6 protein-coding genes are annotated in these 4,881 nt (G+C 62.9%); 3 read left to right on the top strand and 3 right to left on the bottom strand.

Translation table 11 applies throughout. The features are described from left to right. Both EOA60_RS18965 and EOA60_RS18960 read right to left on the bottom strand, forming a co-directional pair. A partial coding sequence (locus tag EOA60_RS18965) for a TadE/TadG family type IV pilus assembly protein (protein ID WP_164899403.1) occupies positions 1 to 343 on the bottom strand: 343 nt, incomplete at its 3' end. A gap of 4 nt (positions 344 to 347) precedes the next feature. After that, positions 348 to 1,601 (bottom strand): pilus assembly protein TadG-related protein, encoded by a 1,254-nt coding sequence (locus EOA60_RS18960; RefSeq protein WP_128311726.1) that lies wholly within the window; start codon positions 1,599 to 1,601, stop codon positions 348 to 350. A 280-nt stretch (positions 1,602 to 1,881) separates the two neighbouring features. Here EOA60_RS18960 and EOA60_RS18955 point away from each other — a divergent pair, with 280 nt between their 5' ends. After that, a complete protein-coding gene (locus EOA60_RS18955) occupies positions 1,882 to 3,099 on the top strand; it encodes a TadE/TadG family type IV pilus assembly protein (RefSeq protein WP_095801447.1) in 1,218 nt (405 codons plus the stop codon). 23 nt (positions 3,100 to 3,122) lie between these two features. Here EOA60_RS18955 and EOA60_RS18950 read toward each other — a convergent pair whose 3' ends face one another. Next, positions 3,123 to 3,359: a hypothetical protein gene (locus EOA60_RS18950; protein WP_095801568.1), complete on the bottom strand. Its 237-nt coding sequence runs from the start codon at positions 3,357 to 3,359 to the stop codon at positions 3,123 to 3,125. A gap of 42 nt (positions 3,360 to 3,401) precedes the next feature. On the opposite strand from EOA60_RS18950, the gene EOA60_RS18945 reads away from it, so the two are divergent. Together EOA60_RS18945 and EOA60_RS18940 are read left to right on the top strand one after the other, a co-directional pair. Then, a complete protein-coding gene (locus EOA60_RS18945; protein WP_127323722.1) occupies positions 3,402 to 3,683 on the top strand; it encodes a hypothetical protein in 282 nt (93 codons plus the stop codon). 160 nt (positions 3,684 to 3,843) lie between these two features. Then, positions 3,844 to 4,116, top strand: a complete 273-nt coding sequence (locus tag EOA60_RS18940; RefSeq protein ID WP_095824577.1) for a hypothetical protein — start codon at positions 3,844 to 3,846, stop codon at positions 4,114 to 4,116. Positions 4,117 to 4,881 lie beyond the last annotated feature (765 nt).

The raw sequence follows: 4,881 nt of genomic DNA, 5'->3' as shown, positions 1-4,881 counted from the left end.
GGTCATAGATGGAAGGTACTTTCGATCCCGCACAGGTGGTCGACGACGTGACCACGGTCGTTCCGCATTTGTAGGTGCGTGTCACCGTGATCGCCGCATCGGAGGGTTTCTTCTCCCAACTCGCAAGAGCGGCGGCCTGAACGGCGGTGTCGTCTCCCCCGCCGGCCAGCAGCAGATTCGCCGCCGTCTTCACACCCGCCCGCATCGCCATCGAGCTGGTGACATAGGACCAGCCATCGGCGATTCCGAACAGCGCGACGCACAGCACCGGCAACACCAGCGCGAATTCCACCGCGGCCGCGCCGGAGCGATTCTTGCGGAAGCGGATCGCTGCCGGCGCCACGCGGCTACTCGACAATCGCAACAGACGGGGCGGCGGGGATGTCTTGCAGCCCAAGGCTCGAGCAGTTCTGGTTGATTGTGGAATTGCCCGACCACTGGATGGTGTCGGCCACAACCTGGGTGCAGCCGTTCGCGCCCGAGAAATTGCCGAGATAATTGACCTGCTGCTTGGGGAAATAGATTGCCCCGGTCAGCGAAGAAGTCGCCGTGCCGTTGAAGGTGCTCTGTGCGGCGTTGCCCGTCCTGTCGCCATAAAACAGCACGCCGGAATAGGTCCCCGAGGTCGGCGCGCTGAGCGTCACCGTGGCGTTGCCGTTCATGCTTATGGTGTTGCTGCCCGTCATATAGATGGTTACGCCGTTGGTGCAGGGTGCAGCGCAGGTGATGACCGCGCCGGCGTTGATCTTCAAATTGCCCTGGACAACGTAAGTGCCGGAAGAAAGCGCGACATTGCCGTTGAGGTTCATACCATTGCAGTAGGTACCGGGCTGGATTGTTTGCGTTGACTTGCCGCTGTTGACATTCTGGCAAGAGCCGCTGGTCGAGGGCGCCGGCAGGCTGGAGAACGGATCGGACGCGGGCAAGGCCTGGGTTATCGGCGACTTGCAGGTCGTGGTCACCGGGTTGTTCAGCGAAACGCCGCCGACCGAGATCAGGCAGTCGGCCTGAAGCCCTGCCGACCCCTGGACCTTGATGGCGTCCGCGGCGCTCGAATTCGACATGACCGAGCAGCCGGTCAGCTTGACGCTGGTGCTGCCGGAGAAAAGCGCCGCCTGCGAGGCCGACTTATTTAGCGCCAGCACGCAGGCCTTGGAAGCATCGGCAATGAGCGCCACCGCCCTCGCCTGCTCCGGCACCTTGGTCTGCGTGAAGATCGAGGTGAACATCCGGTCGAGGTTCTGGTTGAGGATGACCTCGACTGCCTTCTTGGCCGTGTTCGGCCCCGAGGTGGGCGGCGTGTGGACGGTGATGGTGCCATTGCCGAGGCCGTTGTCGGTCGCCGACTGGGTCGCGGCCGCCGTGATCGTCGCAGTGTCCGATCCCTGGATCTTTTCCAGCGCGCCGGCATAGGCGGCGGCGTCCGCCGTCGCCTGCAGCTTCAGGCTCGAATAGTACCAGTAGGACGTCTCGACGCCGAGCCCTGCCCCGCCGACGACGATCGGCAGGGTGAGCGCGAAGATCGTCGCAACATTGCCGCTCTCGCCGCGCCGCAGGCGGCGGGAGACGAACTGTCTGAAAATCCGACCGAATGTGTTCATGGCCGAGCGCGCCCAAGCTATCCCAGCCACCACGTTCAACACCCGGCGATAAACGAATGGCTAATTTTTTTCCTCGACTTGCGATTTTCAGACCCTTGCATGCATATTTACCGCCCTGCGCGGCCACGACTCAGACTTAGGTCCCACTCTATATAGGACGTTAGGTCAAGCTGCGGATAAATCAGCGATTTTAGCTTTTGCTGCATTTTATCTTTTTCGGAAATCGGTCGTAGAGACGGCTGGAGTAGTGTCTCTGCCGTTTCCGGCGAGGGGTGCTGCCATGATCAGACGGTTCTGGGCTTCGACGCGCGGCAATTTCGCGCTGGCGACCGCAATCGCCATGGTGCCGCTGATGCTTGTCGTGGCCGGCGCCGTCGATGTGGCCGGCACGAGCGACGACGCGGCGCAACTGCAGAACTCGCTGGACGCAGCCGGGCTGGCGGTGGGCACGAAATACCAACCGACCATGTCGGCCGGCGATGTGCGCCAGCTCGGCCTGACTTTCTTCTCAGCCAATCTGAGCGTCGCCGATGCCGGCGAATATTCGGGCAGCGTCGGGGCCTTCCAGGCAGCGGCCAGCGGCGATCCGAGCGGCTACACCATCGCCCTGTCGTCGAGCATCAGCCGTGCGGCTTTCATCAGCGGCGCGCCGGCCTGGCAGGCGACCCGCTCCGCCTCCGTCGAGGTCAAACCCGGGGCGCAAGCGTGCGTTCTGGCGCTCGATCCGCATGTCGGCTCCGCCGTCAACCTGCAGGGCTCGACCAATGTCGCGATGAACGGCTGCGTGATCGCCGCAAACTCGGACGCGGCCGACGCCATCGACCGCGGCGGCTCGGCCCTGCTCAGCGCGGCATGCGTCTCGACGGTCGGCTCGACCTCGGGGATAACGCCGCCCAACGCAACACTCTCGTGCGACGCACCGCTCGAAAACCAGTACGCATCGTTCGACCCGTTGGCCAATGTCACCCCGCCCGCTTATGGCATGTGCCAATCGATGCCGAACGGCAAGACGGTCACGCTTTCGCCCGGCACCTATTGCGACAAGACCTGGTCAGGAAAGATCACGCTTAATCCGGGCGTCTACATCCTGCGCAATGTCACCATAAAGCCCGGCGGCAACGGCAGCCTCACCGGCCAGGGCGTGACGATCTTCCTGATGGAAGGCTCGCAGCTCTACATCAATGCCAATGAGCAGGTGAACCTCTCGCCGCCGGCCAGCGGCGCCTATGCAGGCATCACCATCTTCCAGGCCAAGGGCAACACCTCGGCGCTGACGATCAACGGCGGATCCGGCTCGGTGGTCAGCGGCTTCATCTATGCCCCCGACGCGGCGATCTCCTATGCCGGGAATTCGGACATGAACGCGCAGGGCAATTGCCTGCGGCTGGTCGGCAATACCGTAGGCATGACCGGAAACTCGGCGGTGAAATCGGACTGCGCGGCCGAGCTCGGCAATCGCGAGATGTATGCCGGCAGGATGATCACCCTGGTGAAATAGCGCCGCTCTTCTTCAAGGGGAAATCAGCACTCGCCGACGATATCGGCGCCCGGCTGTTCGTCGAACAACACCGCGCAGCCGCGCTGCAGCGCCACCTGGCTCAACGCGTTCGCCGCCGCTTCGTCGGACGAGACGAAGTCCCCGGTCAAGACGCGCAGTTCCTCGACGGCTTTCGACATTGAAACAAGGCGCCCAGCCGCGCCATCGCTGGCGCAGGCGTCGACGACGCAGAGAAGATCGATCAGTTCGAAGCTGTCCATGGCGGCCTCCGCCCATAGGATCCCTTCGCGGAAGACAACGGCGTGACGGGCGGCCGGGTTCCGCTCGGAGTGGTGCATCATGATTTGGCGACAGCCTGGGCGGCCCGCGCCGAGATCGAGCGAAGCGGCAGGCAGGGCTTAAAAGCACGTCGCGTACGCCTGTGGTTGTTTTGGATCGACCGGCAAAAGCGCGGCGAACAGGTTCGCGAATCTCGGCAGACTGCGGGATTGTGGGAGTTGCCCGCCACATCGCAGGAAATGGCGGGCAACTCCACTTTCAAACCGCCGATGAAGGGACGTTACTCGACGGTTGTGCCACAATGAGTTGTGGGCCTACTTGTTTCCAGAAATCGCCCATTCGGACCTCTGCGCTCAAAGGTGCGGCCTCAGGTCCCGCCTGACAAGGGACCGTGGCCCGAAAGCAGGAACATTCCAGCTTTGGCGCCGTTGCCACGACATCCCAATCGGCAGAGGAGAGGAAACCATGGCCGACAGACCTACAGTTGTAAACACCAGTGGCGGGGGCGGCGCCGGCACAGCAGTGGCCATCGTTCTTGCCATCATCGCGATCGTGGCCCTGCTGTTCTTTACCGGCATCATCAATGTCGGTGGCCGCACCGGCGGTGGCGGATCGACGGATGTCAACGTGAAGCTCGATGCGCCGAAGGTCGAGGCGCCCAAGGTGGAGACGCCTGCGGCACCGTCGACGACGCCGGCACCCGCACCGGCCGCACCGGCTCCGGCCAACGGCGGCTGATCCGCCTGACGCAACCGGCAGGCCGGCTGCGCGTTTATCGAATGGCTACTCCAGCTTCGGCCCGCGCATTCCTCTGGAAGGCGCGGGCCCTTTTTCTCTCGGGCCCTCTTTTCTTGGGCAGGTCCGCTCAGTCATCCAAATCCATCGGCCGATGGCCCGGCCTTTGATGCCAGACGACCTGGCGGAAATCCGTCAGTTCGACGACTTGATCGCAGGTCGGACAGATATAGTTGTCGCAGCACTGGCGAAGCGCCGGCGGAGTGCGGCGCCCTGCCCCGACCGGCGGACGGGTTTCCGTTTTCCCTACCTGATGAAGCATGATTCCTCCCAGTTTTTCTGATTTTTCGAGTATCGCCTTCCATCCGGCTTGGCCTCGCCTATGGCGGTTTCGATCGGCGCGGTGAGCGCGCGCCCGCGAGCGGAAATGAATATGGACTATCGCGGACGGGGCCTGGCTTTGCCGCCGCACTATTGGCGAAATTCACTTGCCGAGGGTTCACAGGATTCTCCCCAAGGAGCGAGAAACGGGGTGGCCCCTCAACCACCGTCGTGCCAGGCGCAAGGAACAGCAAAACACCGGCAGAGCGTGCTTGCAATAGGGCCTGCGCGGCAAAATCGATTTCGCGCCGCGCCAAGCAACTTAGATTAGCAATCATTCATTGAAAGGCGTATCAATCCGGCAGCGGTCGCCGACGATCGCGCGTCAGGCCCCGCTAATCCTTGGAAATGGGAGGATGCCATGGCCGAAGCTGCAATGAAGGTCAC

The organism is Mesorhizobium sp. M1A.F.Ca.IN.020.06.1.1 (assembly GCF_004023265.1).
Taxonomy (GTDB): domain Bacteria; phylum Pseudomonadota; class Alphaproteobacteria; order Rhizobiales; family Rhizobiaceae; genus Mesorhizobium.
This window is presented reverse-complemented; position numbering and strand designations above follow the sequence as displayed.

Coding starts and splice junctions, on each gene's coding strand:
- EOA60_RS18950 (WP_095801568.1), bottom strand. CDS start 3,359: ATGGACAGCTTCGAACTGATCGATCTTCTCTGCGTCGTCGACGCCTGC.
- EOA60_RS18955 (WP_095801447.1), top strand. CDS start 1,882: ATGATCAGACGGTTCTGGGCTTCGACGCGCGGCAATTTCGCGCTGGCG.
- EOA60_RS18940 (WP_095824577.1), top strand. CDS start 3,844: ATGGCCGACAGACCTACAGTTGTAAACACCAGTGGCGGGGGCGGCGCC.
- EOA60_RS18960 (WP_128311726.1), bottom strand. CDS start 1,601: ATGAACACATTCGGTCGGATTTTCAGACAGTTCGTCTCCCGCCGCCTG.